The sequence below is a fragment of the Pseudomonas sp. USTB-Z genome, from assembly GCF_019691255.1.
Taxonomy (GTDB): domain Bacteria; phylum Pseudomonadota; class Gammaproteobacteria; order Pseudomonadales; family Pseudomonadaceae; genus Aquipseudomonas; species Aquipseudomonas alloputida.
In genome coordinates, this window is sequence record NZ_JAECZP010000030.1 from 51,170 (window position 1) to 68,239 (window position 17,070).

A 17,070-nucleotide genomic window follows, 5' to 3' on the forward strand; every position below is an offset into this window, starting at 1 on the left:
AGGCGCCAACGGAATCGTAGTCCGCCTGGGAAATGTTCGAATCAGTCAGGAGTTTATCGATGAGCACTGCACTACCTTCGCTTGGATTCGCCGGCATCGGCCTGATGGGCCTGCCCATGTGCCGCCGCCTGCTGGCAGCGGGTTATCCGCTGACGGTATGGAACCGCAGCCCGGACAAGTGCGCCGCACTGGTCGCTGCTGGCGCGCGCCTGGCCAGCAGCCCGGCCGAATTGTGCCGTGACAGCGACATGGTACTACTGTGCCTGGCCGACACGGCGGTGGTGCGTGAGGTGGTGTTTGGCGAGCAAGGCATTGCCCAGGGCGGGCGCAGCGGCCAGTTGCTGATCGATTTCTCTAGCTTGGAACCCACCGCCACCCGTGAAATGGCTGCCGAACTGGCAGCACTGTGCGGCATGGCCTGGCTGGATGCACCTGTCTCTGGCGGTACGCCCGGTGCCGAAGCGGGCACGCTGGCGATCATGGTGGGCGGTGAAGCGGCCGATCTGCAGCGTGCACGCCCGGTGCTGGAGGTGCTTGGTCAGCGCGTGACGCATATGGGCGCGGTAGGCACGGGGCAGGTGACCAAGGCGTGCAACCAGATGATCGTCGCGTGCAATGCCCTAGTAATTGCAGAAGTGGTGGCATTGGCCGAACAGTCGGGCGTGGACGCGACGCTGATCGCTGAAGCGCTGGCGGGTGGCTTTGCCGATTCCAAGCCATTGCAGATTCTTGCGCCGCAAATGGCCGAGAGCCACTTCGAGCCAATCAAGTGGCACGTACGCACGCTGCTCAAGGACCTCGATGGCGCGGTCAAGTTTTCCCGCGAGCAAGGCTCGGCGACGCCACTCAGTGGCCTTGCCGCGCAACTGATGCGCTTGCACGGTAGCCAGGGTTACCTGCAAAAAGATCCGGCGACCCTGGTTGAGCTGTACCGCAACAAGGTGTGATCCGGCCGCTCTGGCGCTGCAACCGCTCCAGCAGTGGGCGCAACTCGGCCAGCGGTACGGGGTGCCCCAACAGGTACCCCTGCAGGTAGTCGCAGCCATGGCTTTCGAGGAACGCCCGCTGTTCGGCGGTTTCCACGCCCTCGCTGACTACCCGCAGGTGCAGGGTATGCGCCATGGCGATGATCGCCTGGACAATTTCGCGGTCTTTCTGGCTGCCCGGTACATCCTGCAGAAAGGTGCGGTCGATCTTCAGCACATCCAATGGCAGGCGCTTGAGGTAGGCCAGTGAGGAGTAGCCGGTACCAAAGTCATCGATTGAAAGTGTCACCCCCAAGGCTCGGACGCGTTTGAGCAGGCTGACCGTGCGCTGGATATCGCCCACCAGGGCGTTTTCGGTCACTTCCAGCTCCAAGTGGCGCGGCGCAAGGCTGGCGTGGAACAGCGCCTTTTCAACTTCGTTGGGCAGTTCGTCGTGGCTGAGGGTGACTGCCGAGCAATTGACCGTGACCTGGACCTCGTCGTAGCCGTGGCGCTGTAAGTGGGCCAGGTCGGCACAGGCGTGGCGCAGCACCCACAGGTCCAGGTCGATGATCAGGCCGTTGGCTTCGGCAATGCCGACAAAACGGTCGGGCCCGAGCAGGCCATGTTGAGGATGCTGCCAGCGTACCAGCGCTTCCAGTTTGGCCACTTGCCCACTGCGCAGGTCGAAGATCGGCTGGTAGTGCACACACAGCCCGCGCTCTTCAAGCAGCGCCAGGCGCAGCTCTTCTTCCAGTTGCAAGGCGATCGACGCGCGAGCCTTCAGGCTGTCATTGAAGAAATTCAGGCTGTTGCGTCCGTTGTCCTTGGATTGGTAGAGGGCCAGGTCGGCATGCTTGAGCAACTCTTCGGCTGTGCCGCCATCGTCTGGGAAGATACTTATACCAATGCTGGTGGTCATGACCATGCGCCGTCCGCCCAGGTCGATGGGGTCTTTCATCCGTTGCATGATGCGCTGGGCCAGGTGGCGGGCTTCGTCGCGGCTGTTCAGGCTGGTGACCACGCAGAACTCGTCGCCACCAAAACGCGCAACCAGGTCGTGGCTGCGGGTAGCGGCCTTGATGTGGTGGGCGATTACCTTGAGCAGCTCGTCACCGGCGTCGTGGCCGAGGCTGTCGTTGATGCGCTTGAAATGGTCGATGTCGAGGAACATCACGGCCAGGCGGTTTTCGCTGGCCTGAGTTTCGACCAGGCGCTCGGCGAACACCTGGTTGAATCCGCGGCGGTTGAGCAGGTTGGTCAGGGCATCATAGTGCGCCGCCTGCTGCAGCGAAGCGCGGGCCTGGTCCAGTTGGCTGAGCAGTACGCTGACCCGGCGCAGGTCGTGCTCCTTGCTTTGCAGCTTCTTGTCGGCCAGTGCGGCGCTGATGCTGGCGCCACTGATCAGCAGGGTGATGAAGCCGATGCCCAGTCCCAGCTGCAGGCTGTTGTCGCCAGACGGCAGGCGCAGTGCGGTATCGGCAGGGATGACCAAGGTCATGGCCGACATCGCTGTGAAATGAGTGGCGACGATGCCGCCCGCCATCAGCAGGCTGGCGCCGTACTTCATGGCTTGGTACAGGGTGCCGCTGCCATTGCGCAAGTAGCGGGCCAGGTACAGCGAGGTCAGGGCGGTGAGCAGTGCAATGGCGGCAGAGGCAAGTAGCAAGCCGGTTTGGTAGTACTGGCGGGCACCCGTTTCCATCGCGGCCATGCCGACAAAATGCATGAGGATGATGCCCAGGCCGATCAGCCCTGCGCTCGGCACGCAGTGGTGCGCGCGCATCTTGCTGCGTTCGAGGCTGTGCATGGCCAGCCAGGCCACGCCCAGTGCGATGAGCAGCGAAAGAATGGTCAGGGATACGTCGTAGTGCACTTCTACCGGGGCCCGAAAGGCCAGCATGCTGATGAAGTGCATGGCCCATATGCCGCCTGCCAGGCAGCAGGCTCCTAGCATGTTCCATTGCCGGTGGGCGGTGGGGTCGTCGCTGTGGGACTGGCGCTCGGCCATGTCGAGGGTGGCGAAACAGGCCGCGCAAGCAACGAAGTAGGCGAGCAGAACCAAGAGCGGTTCATGACGGCAGTCGATGACGATGCGCCCGGTTGCGGGAAGATCGGCGAACAGTTGCAGCCCCAGCCATTCCATGGAATGCCTCTTGATCGAGTTTTCACTCGTCTGCGCTACAACCCTGTGCAGACTGTCCAGAGGCAGTATAGGAAGGAGTACTTAAGCCTTCCTGACTAATGGCACAATGATTTCTACGATTTGGTTATAACTTCAATCGCAGTGAGGAATAAATTCGGGGCCCTGATGCCTTCCTGTGGGAGCGGGCGAGCCCGCGAAGCATCCACTGCGATGGATGCCACCGGCTTCGCCGGTGTTCGCGGGCGTGCCCGCTCCCACAAGGGCGCGGGGCCTGCGTTAGCCAGCCACCAGCACGCGAATGGCCTCCAGGCGCAGGGCGGCCTTCTCCAGCATTGCCAGGCCATCTTCGCGCCGCTTGCGCAGGGCGTCGATTTCGCTGTCACGCACACTTGGGTTGACCGCTTGCAATGCCACCAGGCGCGCCAGCTCTTCGTCGGCCTCGGCTGTGAGGCGGCGCTGGGCTTCGGCCACGCGCTCGTTGTGGGCCGGCAGGATCTTCTCCTCGCCGCCACTGATACGCTTGGCCAGCACATCGCGCTGGGCCTGGACGAACTTGTTGGCGCTGGCGCGCGGTACGCTCTCGAGCTGGTCGTTGAGGGTTTCGAAGGCAACGCGTGACGCCAGGTCGTTGCCATTGGCGTCGAGCAGGCAGCGCAGTGCCGCCGGCGGCAGGTAGCGGCCCAGTTGCAGGCTGCGGGGTGCCACCACCTCGCTGACGAACAGCAGTTCAAGCAGTACGGTGCCTGGTTTGAGCGCTTTGTTCTTGATCAACGCCACGGCGGTGTTGCCCATCGAGCCTGACAGCACCAGATCCATGCCACCCTGCACCATCGGGTGCTCCCAGGTGAGGAACTGCATGTCCTCGCGTGACAGCGCCTGGCCACGGTCATAGGTGATGGTCACGCCTTCATCGTCGCCCAGCGGGAAGCTGGCATCGAGCATCTTCTCGCTCGGCTTGAGGATCAGTGCGTTCTCGGAATGGTCTTCGCTGTCGATGCCGAAGGCGTCGAACAGGGTTTCCATGTAGATCGGCAGGGCGAACTGGTCGTCTTGTTCGAGAATGGCCTCGACCAGCGCCTGACCTTCGCCGGCGCCGCCGGAATTGAGCTCCAGCAGGCGGTCACGGCCAGTGTGCAGTTCGGCTTCCAGGCGCTCGCGCTCGCTGCGGGCGTCGGCCACCAGGGTATCCCAGGCCTTGTGATCGCCGCCTTCCAACAGCGGCAGCAGGCGTGGGCCGAACTGGTGCTGCAGGGCATTGCCGGTGGGGCAGGTGTTGAGGAAGGCGTTGAGCCCTTCGTGGTACCACTGGAACAGGCGCTCTTGCGGGCTGTCTTGCAGGTACGGGATGTGCAACTGGATAGTGTGCTTCTGACCAATCCGGTCAAGGCGGCCGATGCGCTGTTCGAGCAGGTCGGGGTGCGCTGGCAGGTCGAACATCACCAGGTGATGAGCGAACTGGAAGTTGCGGCCTTCGCTGCCGATTTCCGAGCAGATCAGGACCTGGGCGCCAAACTCTTCATCGGCAAAGTAGGCAGCGGCGCGGTCGCGCTCGAGGATGCTCATGCCTTCATGGAACACCGAGGCCGGGATGCCGGAGCGCACGCGCAGGGCGTCCTCCAGGTCCATGGCGGTTTCGGCGTGGGCGCAGATCACCAGTACTTTGGTGCGCTTGAGCATCTTCAGGGTGTCGATCAGCCAGTCGACGCGTGGGTCGAAACGCCACCAGCGCTCGTCATCGGCCACTTCACCCTGGGCCTGGAAGGCAACTTCCGGGTACAGCTCGGCATGCTCGCCGGCTGGCAGGTTGCGGTATTGCTCGGGCGTGGCCAGCGGGTAGGGGTGCAACTGGCGCTCGGGGAAGCCCTGAATCGCCGCACGGGTGTTACGGAACAGCACGCGTCCGGTGCCGTGGCGATCCAGCAGTTCGCGAATCAGCCGGGCGCTGGCCTGGGTGTCGCCGTCGCTGACCGCAGCCAGCAGGGCTTCGCCTTCGGCACCCAGGAAGCCCAGGATGGTGGCGTGGGCCTTGGGCGACAGGCGGCCCTCGTCGAGCAGTTCCTGCACCGCTTCTGCTACCGGGCGGTAGTGCTCGCTTTCGGCGCGGAAAGCGGCCAGGTCGTGAAAACGGTTGGGGTCGAGCAGGCGCAGGCGGGCGAAGTGGCTGTCCTGGCCAAGCTGCTCGGGGGTGGCGGTGAGCAGCAGTACGCCCGGAATCACTTGGGCCAGTTGCTCGACCAGGCCGTATTCGGCGCTGACCTGGTCTTCGTGCCAGACCAGGTGGTGGGCTTCGTCGACGACCATCAGGTCCCAGCCAGCGGCAAACAGTGCGTCCTGGGCCTTTTCGTCGTCGACCAGCCACTCCAGGGCAACCAACGCCAGTTGGGCATCCTCGAACGGGTTGCTGGCGTCGCTTTCGATGAAGCGCTCGGCGTCGAACAGCGCCACTTGCAGATTGAAGCGCCGGCGCATTTCCACCAGCCACTGGTGCTGGAGGTTTTCCGGCACCAGGATCAGTACGCGGCTGGCGCGCCCCGACAGCAGCTGGCGGTGAATGACCAGGCCGGCTTCGATGGTTTTGCCCAGGCCCACTTCGTCGGCCAGCAGAACGCGCGGGGCGCTGCGGTCGGCGACTTCGCGGGCAATGTGCAGTTGGTGGGCGATGGGCTGTGCACGGCAGCCGCCCAACCCCCACAGTGCCGATTGCATCTGCTTGCTGGTGTGCTGCAGGGTGTTGTAGCGCAGGCTGAACCACGACAGTGGGTCTATCTGCCCGGCGAACAGGCGGTCGCTGGCCAGGCGGAACTGAATGAAGTTCGACAACTGGGTTTCGGGCAGGGTGCGAGGCTGGTTCTGCCCGTCCAGGCCGTGGTAGACCATCAGCCCGTCGATGTCCTCGACTTCGCGTACGGTCAGCTTCCAGCCTTCGAAGTGGGTGATCTGGTCACCTGGCGAGAAGCGCACGCGGGTCAGCGGCGCATTGCGCAGGGAATACTGGCGGGTGTCGCCAGTGGCCGGGTAGAGCACGGTCAACAGGCGGCCATCCTGCGCCAGGATGGTACCCAGGCCGAGCTCTGCTTCGCTGTCGCTGATCCAGCGTTGCCCCGGTTGATACTGCTGCGCCATACTGCCTGAACTCCCGCGATGAAAAAGCCGATTATGTTAACGGATCGGCCGGTCAGACCAAAGTGCCGATAGCACCGAAAGGTATCGAAAGGCACAGTCTAGTCGTTTCATCGCCCTGCACAGCGCCGCCGACGAGGGCCCCGGATCAACATGTCTGCCAAGCACCGCTGGATCAGCGCTTCGATGGCCGTGGGCAGCCTGGTGCTGCTGAGCGCCTGCGAGCAGAAAAACTTTGAGACATTGCCCCCCATTCCGATGGAGCAGCTTGAGGTACTGGGCGTACAGACGCCGATAAAGAGCGTGCACTTTCGTGACAGTGACGGCGAAGGGCTGCTGGTCCTGAGCCGCAGCGATGGCCAGGCCAGCGACCTGGAAAGCGAACAGGAAGTGGACAAGGTGGTGCTCAAGGCCACCTTGTACGGGCGCACGGCCGAGAACGACACCTTCAAGGCGCGTTGGCAGGTCGAGCAGGAAACGACCTGCCCGGGGCTGGACCTGGACGTGGGCTTCTATAATGACGTCAGTGATGTGAGCGACCTGAACAAGAATGGTGTGGCCGAGATAACGGTGGCCAGCCATGCGTTCTGCGGCGGCGGTATCGACCCGCATGACATCGCCATCGAGATGCGTGAAGGGCAGGCCAGTTACACCATTACCGGCCAGTCGCTGATCACCCCGGCGGGCGAGGAACCGATCGGTGGTGAGCGCGAGGACAGCGCTTCGCTGAAAGCCGCGCCGCAGGTGTTACGCGATCATATGGATGCGGTTTGGCAACAGGTGTACAAGCGGCCCTGGAGCGAGGCCAGTCCGCCAGTCGACGACGAGCCGGGTGACGAAGCCGAGTAAATGTTGTCCATGACATCAAGGTAAAGCTGCGCCTGCCGATACAGGGGGCATAGGAGAACGTCCATGCTGCCGCCGATCATTCCGCTCAGTGCCGCCCCGGTCACCTCGCAACAGGACCCGGTCAAGCCAACCCCCGATATCAAGCCGGTGGTGCCGACGCAGCCTGCGTCCGGCGAAAGTGCCATTGACCTCAAGCGCCAGCGCGACCCGCAGGAGCAGGTATTGTTGCTGCGCGATGAACAGCGCCGCCAGCAGCAACACCGCAATAAGGGCGAGCAGGAACGCTACGATGCCGTCCCGGGTGACGAGGTCAATGCCGACAATACCGTGCCGGTAGCGCCATTGATGGGCGAGCATGTACGCCAAGGACTGCTGGTGGACATCGAAGTCTGATACGGGGCTGGTCAGCGCCTGCGCCTGGCTTCATCATGCATTTCTCTGTTGATCGTCGAGCCCACCCATGAGCCAAGACAACCTCATCGATTTCGATGCCGAACGTGCCAAGCGCGTCCACGACCTCAAGGAAAAGCGGCTGAACGAAATGCGCAATGCTTTCGAGCAGGCCCTGCCTTTGAGTACCAGCAAGAAAAAGAAGCCCAAGGGCAAACCTAAGAAGCGTTGAAACTTGACGCAGGTCAACCCTGCGCCCCGCTCGCGTGCCCGGCCTCGGGCACCATTGACACTGATCAATTTTTCCCGCCGCCACATTGGTTAACGTGTACCCATCGGACAACGGCAAACGAATGGGGAGGCCAGCATGTTCTTCGACAACGTGGTTATCGCCGGTGTGGTAACGGTCGGGCTGATGGTCGCCTTCTTTGCCGGTCTGGGCATTTTCATCTGGAAGGACTCGAACAAGCGCAAGCCGCGCTGACCTTCCGGGTACACGAGCACGCAAGGCATTTAGGGCGACTTCGGTCGCCCATTTTTTTGCCTGCATTTTTTATTGCCTGAGCTGTCCCTCTCAGTGCAGGCCCATCGCATATACATGATTAGCTAGCTAATTAATCGTTTCCGCTTTATTCTGCTTATCATTGTCTATCTTTTCAGCAAGACTTTTCCCCGCAAGGTCCGCCTCGTGCCCATCACCTTTCAGGCCCTGTTCGCGCCCAGCAGCCTCGCCCTCAAGTTTGCCATCAAGACCCTGCTCGGTGGCGGCCTGGCGTTGTGGCTGGCGATGCGCTGGGGGCTGGAGCAACCCTCCTGGGCATTGATGACTGCTTTCATCGTCGCCCAGCCGCTATCGGGCATGGTGGTGCAGAAAGGCTTGGCGCGGTTGGCCGGCACGTTGGTCGGCACAGTCATGTCAGTGCTGTTCATCGGCCTGTTCGCCCAGACCCCCGGGCTGTTCCTGCTTGCCTTGGCGCTGTGGCTGGCCCTGTGTACTGCCGCGTCCACCCAGTTGCGCAGCGCCTGGGCCTATGCTTTCGTGCTGGCCGGCTATACCGCAGCGATCATTGCCTTGCCGGCCATTGACCACCCCCTGCAGGTATTCGACCAGGCCGTGGCGCGCTGTACCGAGATCTGCCTGGGTATTTTCTGTGCAACAGCCAGCAGTGCCTTGCTCTGGCCCATGCGGGTCGAGCAGCAACTGGGTGGGCAGGCGCGGCAGGCCTGGCAGAACGGCCTGCAGGCCGCCAGCGCCATGCTGGGCGGAGAGGACGAGGCGCGCAAAGGCCTGCTGGAAAGCCTGGGACGCATCGTTGCCATCGACAGCCAACGTGAACATGCCTGGTTCGAGGGCAATCGCGGGCGCCAACGTGCCCGTGCCATTCGTGGCCTTAGCCAGAAACTGCTGGTGTTGTTGCGTATTTCCCGTTCGGTGCGCCGCCAGTGGCGGCAACTGGATGAGTGTGAGGTCGAGCACTTGACGCCTTGGTTGCAGGAAGTGCGTACGCTGCTCGACCAACCCGACCAGCCCAGCCTGTTGTTGTTGCGTCAGCGTATCTGGGATGCCGCACACGACGAGCAGATCAGTTCGGCGGAGCACTTCTGCCTGGCGCGCATGGCCCTGCTATTGGACTATGCCATGGCCGCCAGCCAGGCACTTGAGGATGTGGAGGCGGGCAGGGCGCCCAAGGACGTGTCCCAGGGTCTGGCCGTGCACCGAGACTGGTCGCTGGCCTTGCTGTTCGGCTCGCGCAGTGCGCTGGCCTTCCTGGTAATGAGTGGTTTCTGGCTGGCCACGGCCTGGCCTTCGGCACCGGGTGGCCTGGTGCTGACCTGCGTGGTCTGCAGCCTGTTCGCCAGTCGCGAGAACGGCGCACAGATCGGCCTGAGTTTCCTGCGCGGGATATTCCTGGCGATACCGGCGGCGTTTCTGGTCGGGCAGATCATGCTGCCGCAATGGAGCAGTTTCGCCATGCTCTGCCTGGGCATGGGCGTGCCACTGTTTGTTGGTGCACTGGGCATGGCCCATCCGCGTACCGGGGCTACAGCCACTTCCTATTGCCTGCACTTCATTGTGCTGGTGTCGCCGCTCAACGCCATGCAGTTCGGCGTGGCGACCATGTTGAACAGTGCCTTGGCCATGCTGGTGGGGGTGTCGGCAGCGGTCATGGCCTTCCGCTTACTGGTGTTCCGCCACCCGGCCTGGCTGGGCCGGCGCTTGCGTGCTGCAACGCAGAACGACTTGGTGCGCCTGACCCGGCGCGACCTGCGCGGGGCTGACAGCTGGTTTGGCGGGCGCATGGCCGACCGGCTGATGCAACTGGCGCGGCATGCCAGTGAATTACCGGAAGGCGAACGCAAACGCTGGGATGACGGCCTGCACGGGCTGGATATCGGCGACGAACTGGTGCACCTGCGCATGTGCCTGGCGGTCGCCCAGGCCCCTTTGGGGCGGGCCGAGCGCGAGTACCTGCAACACGTGGAAGCAGTGCTGGCCAAAGGGCCGGCTGCCGGGCGTGGGCAGCGGCTGGATGCTGCCAGTGAGCAGTTCATTGCAGCCTTGCGTCGGTTGCCAGCCAGCGACCCGCTCCGGCTGGCCGAGGGGGCGGTGCTGCAATTGCAGAAAAGCTGGGGCAAATGGTGCCGCTGGCAGGAGGACACCCATGGGTTTGCGTGAGTGGGAAGTGGGCGGTGTGCTGCTCAGCCCGTTTCTGCTTTATGTGTTGTTGGCGCTGCTGCTCACCGGCCTGCTGCGCCTGGTGGTGCATGCCACACCGTTGGGGCGCTGGATCTGGCATGAAGCGCTGTTCGACGCAGCGCTGTTCGTCTGTGTGTTGTTCCTGGTGGTACGTCTGCTGGGAACTTTATAAAGGAGTGTTTCGATGCGTGCGGCCGTACGTATTCTGGTGACCCTGTGTGTGGTGGCCCTGGCCGTGTTGGCCGGCTACCAGCTGTGGCAGTACTACATGCTCACCCCATGGACGCGCGATGCCCGTGTGCGCGCCGATGTGGTGGTGATTGCGCCTGACGTGTCTGGCTGGGTTCGCGAACTCAAGGTTCATGACAACCAGCAGGTCAAGGCTGGCGACTTGTTGATGAGCATTGACCGCGAGCGCTTCCAGGCCGCGCTAGATCAGGCCAGCGCGGTGACCGAGACCCGCGCCCAGCAACTGCGCTTGCGCGAGCGTGAAGCAGCCCGGCGTACTGCCTTGGGGCCAGAGGCGATCAGTGCCGAGTTGCGTGAAAACGCCCAGATCAATGCCGCCATCGCGCGTGGCGAGTTGCATGAGGCCGAGGCGCAGTTGCAGGTGGCCAGGATCAACCTGGCGCGCAGTGAGGTGCGGGCACCGCGCAGCGGGCATATCACCAATCTGCGTCTGGCCGAAGGCAATTATGTGAACACCGGGGAATCGGTGATGGCGCTGGTGGATGATTCGACGTTCTACATCCAGGCCTATTTCGAGGAAACCAAGCTGCCGCGCATTCGCGTTGGGGACACCGTGAAGGTGTGGCTGATGGGCACGGGTGAACCGATGCAGGGGCACGTGGAGAGCATCAGCCGCGGCATCACCGACCGCAACAGCAACCCGGACAGCCAGTTGCTGCCGGAGGTAGAGCCGACCTTCAACTGGGTACGACTGGCCCAGCGCATACCTGTGAGGATTCGCCTGGATCAGGTGCCGGAAGGGCTGACCTTGAGTGCGGGTATGACGGCGAGTGTGCAAGTGCATGAGGACCGCGACCCGCAGTGATGGTGCTGCCTCAATAGACAGAGATGTAACGGTCGAAGCGGTACAGCCGGGTCGTGTGGTGAAGGCAGTACAGCTTGAGGTCGTCGACGACGTCGGGCACGAAAAAACTTGGCGAACGGCCCGCCAGTTGCGTTAGGCTGCCGCTGTGAGTTGCCCGACAGAGGCAACCCTTCTTCCGCCAGGCGTGCGTATCTTCCGATTTCATTGCGAGGTTACGTCATGGCCATCACTTCCCAGGATATCTGCAACGCCGCCGATCAGCTAAAGGGCTTTGTCGGTTTTCACGGCAAGCGCGGTGTTCATATCGTGCGTTTCTCCGAGGACGCGTTCGGCATGGACGTGGCCGACGCCAGTATCACCCCCTGCAGCGAGTTTGTCTGGCGGCCCGAGCAAGGGCTGCGCATGGTGTTGTGCCGCGAACGGCTGTCGCTGTTGCTGGATCAGCATGTGGATGACCGCTTGAACATTGGTGAACCGCTGCGCGCCTACCTGCGCCGCTGTGATCTGCCCGAAATCGTGGCGCAGCGCAGCCTGCAGCAGCACACTCAGTCTGTTTAGGAGCAAGGCCGCGTCTACAAGGGCTGTGCAGTGCTTTGGGAGGTTTGGTGCAACAACGCCGCCAATCCGGCGCTGTCCAGGGGCATGCTCAGGTAATAGCCTTGCACTTCATGGCAGCGATCGTTTTCCAGCGCCTTGAGTTGATGTTCGCTTTCCACGCCTTCGGCTGTCACTGTCAGCCCCATCGCCTCACCCAGGTTGATGATGGCCTGGACCACAGCGCGGTCGCTGCCGCCGTTGTTGTTCAGGCCGCTGATGAAGCGTTTGTCGATCTTGATGCTGTCGAACGGGTAAGTACGCAGGTAGCCCAACGACGAATAGCCGGTGCCGAAATCATCCATGTTCAGGCGCACCCCTAGCTCCTTGAGCGACAGCATGGTGCCTAGCGCGCCCTCGATGTCGTTGAGCATCACGTTCTCGGTAATCTCCAGTTCCAACCGCTGGGCGGGGAAGGCCGTGTCGAGCAAAATTTCGCGCACGTCGGCTACCACATCGCTGCGCAAGAATTGCGCAGGCGACAGGTTGACCGAAACCAGCACGTCGGCTGGCCAGTCATGGGCAGTGCGGCAAGCTTCGCGAAGCACCCAGCGGCCCAGCGCAACAATGATGTCGCTCTGCTCGGCCAACGGAATGAAGGTGTCCGGCCCCAGTAACCCTTCCTGTGGATGCCGCCAGCGCACCAAGGCCTCGACCGCGACGATACGCAGGTCGTCGAGGCGGTAGCGTGGCTGGTAATGCAACTCGAACTCCTCATTGCGCAGGGCCCGGCGCAGGTCGTTCTCCAGCTGGCGGCGGTACTGGATCTGCTGGTTCATTTCGGCAACGAAGTAGCGCCATGTGTTCTTTCCATCGGCCTTGGCCTGGTACAGGGCGATGTCGGCGCAGCGGATCAGTTCACCTGCATCGAAGCCCTGGTTGCGCGTCTGGGCAACGCCAATACTGGCACCAATGTGCAGCGGCTGGTTTTCGAAGACGATGGGTTGCTGCAGCAGGCCGATCAGGCGCGCACAGAAGCGGTCGATCTCGCTGCTGTTGTCCATGCCGCTGAGTACCAGGATGAACTCGTCGCCGCCCAGACGCGCGACCAGGTCGCCATCGCGGGTGGTGTCGCGCAGGCGCGTTGCCACTTCTTGCAGCACGGCATCTCCGGCGGCATGACCGAGCGAGTCGTTGATCGGCTTGAAGTTGTCCAGGTCCAGCAGCAACAAGGTCAGCGGCGGCGAGTCACTGCCGCGCAACAAGGCCTGCTCCAAGTGCCGGGCGAGTTTGTTGCGGTTGGCCAGCCCGGTCAGTGGGTCGTGCAGCGAAAGATGCTGGATGCGCGCGTGGGCGTCGACTTCGTCGGTGATATCGCTGGCGGTACCCCGAAAACCGATGGCCTTGCCATCGCGCCAGATAGCGCGGGCGGATATCCGGCAGTAGCGGTTCTGGCCATTCTGGTCGCGGTAAGTGCAGCGCAGGTTGGCCAATTGCTGCGGGTCGGCGGTAGCCAGGGCGTCGAGCCAAGGTGACAACGGCGTGGTGTCGCAGGCCAGCAACTGGTTGAGCGGGTGGCCCAGCCAGCCGTCTACCGGGTAGCCGGTGACGTTGGCGAAGCGTTGCGACAGGTAGGTCAGGCGTTGATGCCGGTCGGTTTCCCAGATCCAGTCGGATGCCGATTCGGCCACCGCGCGGAAACGCTGCTCGCTGGCCTCCAGGGCCTGGTTGCTTTGTTGCAGATGCACGAGCGTGAGGCCGATTGCCCGGGAGCTGCGCAAGGCATGGCGGAACAGGTACAGCATCACCAAGCCAAGTATCAGTAGTGCGCACAACAGTGCTGGCAACACTGCCCGCAGCATCTGACGCCCCGGCAGTGGGCTGTTCCAGGTCAGATGGTAGCCGGTGTCGCCCAGGTCGATGCGCAGGTGGCTGTGATCCTGCATATCCTCCTTTTCCACGTGCATGCCCGTCAGGCCGGCGCCGTTGCCCAACTGCGCCAGTTTGCTTTCGGTGAGCTGGTCAATGAACAGCATCACCGGCGCCTGACTCACCTCGCTGTCGGTAACCTCCCGGTCCGGGCGCACGGCTGCTGCACTGAGTGCGGCCGGCCAGCCATTGAACAGCACGAAACGGGTGACCTGCTCGCGTGAAATCGCCGCCGCGCGGGCCTGTTCGATGATCGGCTGCAGTGGTGTGTCTATATAGCTGTCAGCGCCTGCCTGGCTGGGCTGGCCTTTGAACAAGGCATAGGTGGTGCGGTCGTTTTCCACTACGAACACCCCTTCGTAGCCGCTGGCGCTGTACAGCGACTCGCCTACGTTCTTTTCCTCGTAGGCCCATTGCCAGTCGGCTTGGCCCGACAGGTGCTCGAAGGCTGCATCCCATACGGCATAGCTGGACAGAAACTGGCGCGAGGCGAGCAGCCGTTGTTCCAGCGCCTGGTTCGCATGGAAGGCGCTACGCTGGCGCTCCTGTTGGTCGAGTGTGCTGGCGATATTGAACAGAGCGCCGAGAATGACCAGGCAAGCCAGGCCGAACACTGCGCTGAAACCGGCAATGAGGTGGCGCACCTGAAAGCGCGGTGTGGGGCTAGCGGGTAGAAGCTTGGCGGTCCTGGCCATGCGCGAGCGGCTCCTTCAGGCAACCTCCCTCCAGGCAGACAGGAAGGAGGTTCAATCAGGATAGGCCAGCCTGAGCGCGGCAGCTTCACCGCGGGCAAAATTGACCTGATCGCGGCCAGCGTGCTTGGCGATGTACAGCGCCTTGTCCGCCTGTTCGAGCCAGTGCTCGGGGGACTCGAGGTTGGCCTCGAAGGGTGACAGGCCGATACTCAGGCTGATGCGCAGGTGCGGTAACTGTGTGTTGCGGTAGCTGGAAACCCGCTCGCGCAGACGCTCCATGACTTGGCAGGCCTGGGCTTCGCTGATTTCGGGCAGGATCACGCAGAATTCGTCGCCGCCGTAACGCCCGGCCTGGTCGCCCTCGCGCAAACTGCGCCGCAGCTCAGCGCTGAGCTGGCGCAGTACACAGTCGCCGACCACATGGCCAAAGGTGTCGTTGATGGTCTTGAAGTGATCGATGTCGATCAGGGCAATCACCGCGTGCCCCTGTCGCTGCCTGCACGCCTGGAACTTGAGCTGCAGCAGGTCCTTCCAGGCGCCGTGGTTGAACAGCCCGGTCAGGCTGTCGGTGAGGCTCAGGGCGCTCAGCCGGCGCTTGTGGTCGCCCAGCTTGATCGCAAGCTGGTAGCACACCCAGCCCAAGGCCAGTGGGTACAGCGCCAGCATTGGCAGGCACGCATAGACCTGCAGGGGCGTGGCGATCAATTGCAAGCCAGGGCCAAGCAGCAGGATGGCGGCGAGCATGCCAGCCAGTTGCGCCAGCGCTCCGCGAAAGACCATGCGCTTGCCGCCGGCGGCGACGTTGTTCATCGTCATCATCGACAGCACGGTCACGCTGGGTAGCGGGTTGAAGTGCATGGCGGCAGTCCAGAACCCGCCCATCAGCGAGTCCAGCAGAAGGTTGCGCTGTTCCGCCTGGTAAGGCGTTGTCGAGCGGGCAGCCCACTGGTAGGCCACGTGCGGCCACAGCAAACCATTGAACAGTACTAGCAGCCATGTCCAGGAGGGGGGCGACAGCGGCGCAATCGCCGCCATGACAGTGAACAGGCCGATTCCCAGGCCAATGACCCGCGGCAGGTAGATGCGCTTGACGAATGAAAGCCCTTTGCCGATGCGATTGTCCATAATGCTGATCTTCTTCTGCCGGTGTACCGTTCATCGCATAATTCGGATGAATATTGTTGAACAGTGTTACTTCGGCGAGAAATGACCTTACAAGCCAATTCACGGTTGATTCGATCACTGTGGTGGGCCGTCGATAACCAGGCTCAGATGCGACTGAGCGCGCCGCGGACGGGAGCGGGGCAATCTGGAGTCACCGCATGGCGGGCAGAACGGATGTGTAGCCCTGGCCCATGAGTAAGCAGGGCCAGGGGCATGAGCTCACCGTAGCGGCACGCTGAGTATCATTTTGGCTCATGTCTGCTGCGCGCGGACTGGGGCTGGTCGTCGTTCAGAAGCCGCGAGGGTGGTTTGCCACTGTCACTGCGCACTTGCGCATGGCTGATCAAGGCGAAGATGAAACTGCCACCGATGATGTTGCCCGCCAGCGTCGGCAGTGCAAATTCCAGCCAGAAACGGCTCCAGGTTTCGTCGCCAGCCCACACCAGGTAGGACACTTCGACTGACCCCACCACTATATGAGTGAAATCGCCAAGGGCCATCAGGTAGGTGATCATCAGAATGATCCAGATCTTGGCGTGCTCCATTGAAGGGATCATCCAGACCATGGTGGCAATCATCCAGCCTGAGACTATGCCCTTGGCGAACATTTGGCTGATGTCGTTCTTCATTACCTTGCGACCGACCTCCAGGAATGCCACATCGGTCTTGCTGTCGAAGATCGGCAGTTCCAGCATCACCCAGGCTACCAGCAGGGTGCCTGCCAGGTTGCCAAACAACACCACGCCCCAGAGGCGTAGCAGTCGTCCGAAGTTGGCCAGCGTAGGGGCGGTCATGACGGGCAGCACGGCGGTGAGCGTATTTTCGGTGAACAGTTGCTGGCGTGCCAGGATCACGGCAAGAAAGCCCGCACTGTAGCCGATGCTGGCGACCACCTGGGCACCATCGCCTTCCGGCAGGCGGGCGTAGAATAGCCCCATGGCCATCAACGACAGCCCCATGGACAGGCCGGCGGCAAGTGCGGACCACCACAACGCGGCAAGTGTACGTTCCAGTTCCTGGTCGCCCTGGTAGCGAATGATTTCGTGCAGCACAGCCGCCCGCGGCGGTTGGCTGTGGCTGACCTCCTGCTCTTCATCTGCAGAGAGGCCGGGGGTTTTCTCGCTTTGCCCATCGCTCATGGCCGCTACGCTCCGTGGTGTGTTTCTTTACAGATCCACGGCGCTTTCATTAGTTGCCGGTTAGCGGCAAAACGTTGATGGAAAAGTTTTTCAGAACAAGGTGTTGACTCTGATTTCAAAGCGCGTATTATTCGCCTCCTCGCAGCGATGAACGCTTCGGGGCAAGCGGTAAGTTGTTGAAGTTGTTAGCTTTCGAAAGAAAGCAGTGGTAAAAAACTTCAAAATAAACGCTTGACAGGTTCTGAGGAAAGCGTAGAATGCGCGCCTCGGTTGGGGCGAAAAGCTCTTAACCAAACGCTCTTTAACAAATTGAATCAAGCAATTCGTGTGGGTGCTTGTGAGTACGGACTGATAGTCAAAAAGATTATCAGCATCACAAGTGACCAT

General features: G+C 62.3%; 14 protein-coding genes and 1 pseudogene. 9 read left to right on the forward strand and 6 right to left on the reverse strand.

The window, feature by feature from the left end:
- Nucleotides 1–59 precede the first annotated feature (59 nt).
- Nucleotides 60–947 carry an NAD(P)-dependent oxidoreductase gene (locus tag I8746_RS24955; RefSeq protein WP_221101145.1) on the forward strand — a complete coding sequence of 296 codons (888 nt, stop codon included), beginning with the start codon at nt 60–62 and terminating at the stop codon, nt 945–947.
- Here the strand turns inward: I8746_RS24955 and I8746_RS24960 are convergent.
- Entirely contained in the window at nt 847–3,111 is a 2,265-nt protein-coding gene (locus tag I8746_RS24960) for a bifunctional diguanylate cyclase/phosphodiesterase (protein ID WP_221101146.1), read from the reverse strand. The genes I8746_RS24955 and I8746_RS24960 overlap by 101 nt on opposite strands.
- Before the next feature lie 276 nt (nt 3,112–3,387).
- The gene (gene rapA / locus I8746_RS24965; protein WP_003254868.1) at nt 3,388–6,234 is read right to left on the reverse strand and encodes an RNA polymerase-associated protein RapA; all 2,847 of its coding nucleotides are present in this window, start codon (nt 6,232–6,234) and stop codon (nt 3,388–3,390) included.
- 150 nt (nt 6,235–6,384) lie between these two features.
- On the opposite strand from rapA, the gene I8746_RS24970 reads away from it, so the two are divergent.
- From I8746_RS24970 to I8746_RS25000, 8 genes are all read left to right on the forward strand, one after another.
- The gene (locus I8746_RS24970) at nt 6,385–7,080 is read left to right on the forward strand and encodes a M949_RS01915 family surface polysaccharide biosynthesis protein (RefSeq protein WP_221101147.1); all 696 of its coding nucleotides are present in this window, start codon (nt 6,385–6,387) and stop codon (nt 7,078–7,080) included.
- A 63-nt stretch (nt 7,081–7,143) separates the two neighbouring features.
- Entirely contained in the window at nt 7,144–7,473 is a 330-nt protein-coding gene (locus I8746_RS24975; protein ID WP_014755547.1) for a hypothetical protein, read from the forward strand.
- Nucleotides 7,474–7,540: 67 nt separating this feature from the next.
- The gene (locus I8746_RS24980) at nt 7,541–7,702 is read left to right on the forward strand and encodes a hypothetical protein (RefSeq protein ID WP_003254864.1); all 162 of its coding nucleotides are present in this window, start codon (nt 7,541–7,543) and stop codon (nt 7,700–7,702) included.
- Between the two features lie 135 nt (nt 7,703–7,837).
- A complete protein-coding gene (gene ccoM, locus I8746_RS27380; protein ID WP_003254862.1) occupies nt 7,838–7,954 on the forward strand; it encodes a cytochrome c oxidase subunit CcoM in 117 nt (38 codons plus the stop codon).
- 204 nt (nt 7,955–8,158) lie between these two features.
- A complete protein-coding gene (locus I8746_RS24985) occupies nt 8,159–10,147 on the forward strand; it encodes an FUSC family protein (protein WP_221101148.1) in 1,989 nt (662 codons plus the stop codon).
- Nucleotides 10,134–10,340 carry a DUF1656 domain-containing protein gene (locus I8746_RS24990; protein WP_012051433.1) on the forward strand — a complete coding sequence of 69 codons (207 nt, stop codon included), beginning with the start codon at nt 10,134–10,136 and terminating at the stop codon, nt 10,338–10,340. Before I8746_RS24985 ends, I8746_RS24990 begins: the two co-directional genes overlap by 14 nt.
- A 12-nt stretch (nt 10,341–10,352) precedes the next feature.
- Complete coding sequence (locus I8746_RS24995; RefSeq protein WP_161773486.1) at nt 10,353–11,222, forward strand: HlyD family secretion protein; 870 nt, start codon at nt 10,353–10,355, stop codon at nt 11,220–11,222.
- A gap of 219 nt (nt 11,223–11,441) precedes the next feature.
- Nucleotides 11,442–11,780: a DUF2025 family protein gene (locus tag I8746_RS25000; RefSeq protein ID WP_012051435.1), complete on the forward strand. Its 339-nt coding sequence runs from the start codon at nt 11,442–11,444 to the stop codon at nt 11,778–11,780.
- Nucleotides 11,781–11,794: 14 nt separating this feature from the next.
- Here I8746_RS25000 and I8746_RS25005 read toward each other — a convergent pair whose 3' ends face one another.
- From I8746_RS25005 to I8746_RS25020, 4 genes and pseudogenes are all read right to left on the reverse strand, one after another.
- Complete coding sequence (locus I8746_RS25005; RefSeq protein WP_221101149.1) at nt 11,795–14,380, reverse strand: EAL domain-containing protein; 2,586 nt, start codon at nt 14,378–14,380, stop codon at nt 11,795–11,797.
- A 51-nt stretch (nt 14,381–14,431) separates the two neighbouring features.
- On the reverse strand, nt 14,432–15,505 hold the full coding sequence (locus I8746_RS25010; RefSeq protein WP_088512936.1) for a diguanylate cyclase: 1,074 nt from the start codon (nt 15,503–15,505) through the stop codon (nt 14,432–14,434).
- Nucleotides 15,506–15,786: 281 nt separating this feature from the next.
- A complete protein-coding gene (locus I8746_RS25015; protein ID WP_012051438.1) occupies nt 15,787–16,683 on the reverse strand; it encodes a formate/nitrite transporter family protein in 897 nt (298 codons plus the stop codon).
- Nucleotides 16,684–16,773: 90 nt separating this feature from the next.
- Nucleotides 16,774–17,070, reverse strand: a pseudogene (locus I8746_RS25020) (hypothetical protein); the annotation flags it as partial.

Coding starts and splice junctions, on each gene's coding strand:
- I8746_RS24990 (WP_012051433.1), top strand. CDS start 10,134: ATGGGTTTGCGTGAGTGGGAAGTGGGCGGTGTGCTGCTCAGCCCGTTT.
- I8746_RS24955 (WP_221101145.1), top strand. CDS start 60: ATGAGCACTGCACTACCTTCGCTTGGATTCGCCGGCATCGGCCTGATG.
- I8746_RS25005 (WP_221101149.1), bottom strand. CDS start 14,380: ATGGCCAGGACCGCCAAGCTTCTACCCGCTAGCCCCACACCGCGCTTT.
- ccoM (WP_003254862.1), top strand. CDS start 7,838: ATGTTCTTCGACAACGTGGTTATCGCCGGTGTGGTAACGGTCGGGCTG.
- I8746_RS24980 (WP_003254864.1), top strand. CDS start 7,541: ATGAGCCAAGACAACCTCATCGATTTCGATGCCGAACGTGCCAAGCGC.
- I8746_RS24975 (WP_014755547.1), top strand. CDS start 7,144: ATGCTGCCGCCGATCATTCCGCTCAGTGCCGCCCCGGTCACCTCGCAA.
- I8746_RS25015 (WP_012051438.1), bottom strand. CDS start 16,683: ATGAGCGATGGGCAAAGCGAGAAAACCCCCGGCCTCTCTGCAGATGAA.
- I8746_RS24960 (WP_221101146.1), bottom strand. CDS start 3,111: ATGGAATGGCTGGGGCTGCAACTGTTCGCCGATCTTCCCGCAACCGGG.
- I8746_RS24970 (WP_221101147.1), top strand. CDS start 6,385: ATGTCTGCCAAGCACCGCTGGATCAGCGCTTCGATGGCCGTGGGCAGC.
- I8746_RS25000 (WP_012051435.1), top strand. CDS start 11,442: ATGGCCATCACTTCCCAGGATATCTGCAACGCCGCCGATCAGCTAAAG.
- I8746_RS24995 (WP_161773486.1), top strand. CDS start 10,353: ATGCGTGCGGCCGTACGTATTCTGGTGACCCTGTGTGTGGTGGCCCTG.
- rapA (WP_003254868.1), bottom strand. CDS start 6,234: ATGGCGCAGCAGTATCAACCGGGGCAACGCTGGATCAGCGACAGCGAA.
- I8746_RS25010 (WP_088512936.1), bottom strand. CDS start 15,505: ATGGACAATCGCATCGGCAAAGGGCTTTCATTCGTCAAGCGCATCTAC.